Source organism: Moorena sp. SIO3I6 (assembly GCF_010672095.1).
In genome coordinates this window covers 1-2,141 of the sequence record NZ_JAAHHU010000821.1, presented here as the reverse complement: position 1 = coordinate 2,141, position 2,141 = coordinate 1, and the positions used below count along the sequence as shown (strand labels likewise).

Annotated in this window: 4 protein-coding genes; 1 reads left to right on the top strand and 3 read right to left on the bottom strand. The window is 42.7% G+C overall.

The window, feature by feature from the left end:
- Window positions 1–2: 2 nt before the first annotated feature.
- The 3 genes from F6K49_RS43140 to F6K49_RS43130 form a co-directional block, all read right to left on the bottom strand.
- Window positions 3–230, bottom strand: coding sequence for a hypothetical protein (locus tag F6K49_RS43140; protein ID WP_293107767.1), 228 nt, complete (start codon window positions 228–230; stop codon window positions 3–5).
- Window positions 231–427: 197 nt separating this feature from the next.
- The gene (locus F6K49_RS43135; protein ID WP_293107764.1) at window positions 428–787 is read right to left on the bottom strand and encodes a DUF433 domain-containing protein; all 360 of its coding nucleotides are present in this window, start codon (window positions 785–787) and stop codon (window positions 428–430) included.
- Between the two features lie 24 nt (window positions 788–811).
- Window positions 812–934 carry a hypothetical protein gene (locus tag F6K49_RS43130; protein WP_293087763.1) on the bottom strand — a complete coding sequence of 41 codons (123 nt, stop codon included), beginning with the start codon at window positions 932–934 and terminating at the stop codon, window positions 812–814.
- 571 nt (window positions 935–1,505) lie between these two features.
- Between F6K49_RS43130 and F6K49_RS43125 the strand changes: the two genes are divergently transcribed.
- Entirely contained in the window at window positions 1,506–1,685 is a 180-nt protein-coding gene (locus F6K49_RS43125) for a hypothetical protein (protein WP_075905040.1), read from the top strand.
- Window positions 1,686–2,141: the final 456 nt, after the last annotated feature.

Here is a 2,141-nt window from a genome sequence, read left to right as displayed (position 1 = left end):
TGTTAACGGAGTCTCAAGTAATTGGTGATAATTGTTATGAATTCTCCGGGAATGCCCGTCGGCTGAAGAGGACTCCACTCGGATATTTCGGCGTAGCCCATTGCATACAGGGTATGCATGGTATTAATTACTGCCTTGCGGGAGCCCTTTAAAATGTGCTGAACACGGATTTTTTTGTTGGAATAATCATCGGGATTGTTGTCTGGATTGGTTGGAAATTCTGAAGACATAAGGTTCACCTTTTGCTTTTTAGTTATATAATACTTATAATTATATATTACTTTGTCAAGGGTTTTTAGAATTTTTTTTTGAATGAGAATGTAAATAAATGCGATGGATAGCTATCAGCTATCAGTTATCAGCTATCAGCCTTAAACTATTAAGGGAGATCGCTTTTGTAGGGTGGGCAAATGGACATGATTGATGATCAAATTGTCAAACTATCATTATTTGCCCACCCTACCCCACTATTCTCACCCTTTAAATTCCTAAGTTTTTCCTGTAACAAAGAAGGGTTATTTTTAGCAAATTCCTGAGCAAATGCTTCCCCTTCTGCCTTACGAATTTCCAGTTCTTCTCGATGATCGTAATAATAGGCCATTGCAGCATGAACCGAAGCTAGAGATAAATTATAATCTTTAGCAATATCTTCAAGAGATTCTTCCAGCTTTAGATAGCAATTGACAATATCAATAACAGCTATCCTTGTTCCCGTAATGCAAGGTTTCCCGAAGCGAATTTCGGGATTAATACTAATATGTTCTGTACTAACTTGTGTCCTACTCATTTTTTGATTAGATATCCTTTTAATTCAATAGACTTCTTGCAGAAGTCTGGAATAGGGAATAGGGAATGGGGAATAGTGCGATCGCGTAGCGTGGCCTACGGCCAATCGCTTTTGTAGGGTGGGCAAATGGACATGATTGATGATCAAATTGTCAAACTATCATTATTTGCCCAACCTACCCCACTACCCCACTGAGTGATGGAAAGCTGAAGGCTGACCGCTGACTGCTGAATGCTTATTTAGTGCGATCGCGTAGCGTGGCCTACGGCCAATCGCTTTTGTAGGGTGGGCAAATGGACATGATTGATGATCAAATTGTCAAACTATCATTATTTGCCCAACCTACCCCACTACCCCACTGAGTGATGGAAAGCTGAAGGCTGACCGCTGACTGCTGAATGCTTATTTAGTGCGATCGCGTAGCGTGGCCTACGGCCAATCGCTTTTGTAGGGTGGGCAAATGGACATGATTGATGATCAAATTGTCAAACTATCATTATTTGCCCACCCTACCACTAATAGTGCGATCGCTTTTGTAGGGTGGGCAAATGGACATGATTGATGATCAAATTGTCAAACTATCATTATTTGCCCACCCTACCCCACTGAGTGATGGAAAGCTGACGGCACCTCAAGTAGCGTGAGCTTTTAGCTCACCGCTGACTGCTGAATGCTTATTTAGCAGGAGAATTAGCGATCGCTTTTGTAGGGTGGGCAAATGGACATGATTGATGATCAAATTGTCAAACTATCATTATTTGCCCACCCTACCCCACTAGAGCAAAGGGAACAAGGAATAGGGAACAGCGGATCTGGGAATAGGGAACAAAATTATTTCAATTCCTACACGGATTGCTATATCAGCGATCAGCTATCAGCGATCAGCGATCAGCTATAGCGATCCTAAATCATTGTCTTGATGCAGTCGCTCATGGGGGAAACCCCCTTTGGCCGACTGCATCGCTTGTAAAATCACTGGACTTTTTAAAAACTAGCTCCAACTCTTGTCACTTCTGCCTTCTGCCTTCTGCCTTCTGCCTTCTGCCTTCTGCCTTAAAGCTCTTGTCAGGTGGGCAAATTAGCCATGATTTCTAATCAAACCGACAACCGCTTGAATTTTGCCCACCCTACCATTGAAAAATCCTAACTTTTGTAGGGTCTGCAAATTAGCCATGATTTCTAATCAAACCGACAACCGCTTGAATTTTGCCCACCCTACCATTGAAAAATCCTAACTCAGTTTTGCCATTAGGCAAAACTGAGATGCACCCACCCCCTTTGGCCGACTGCCTCCCCTGTTCCCTTGCTGCATCGCTTATTCAATGTTCGGTGTAGCTTGCCCATAGGCCATAAG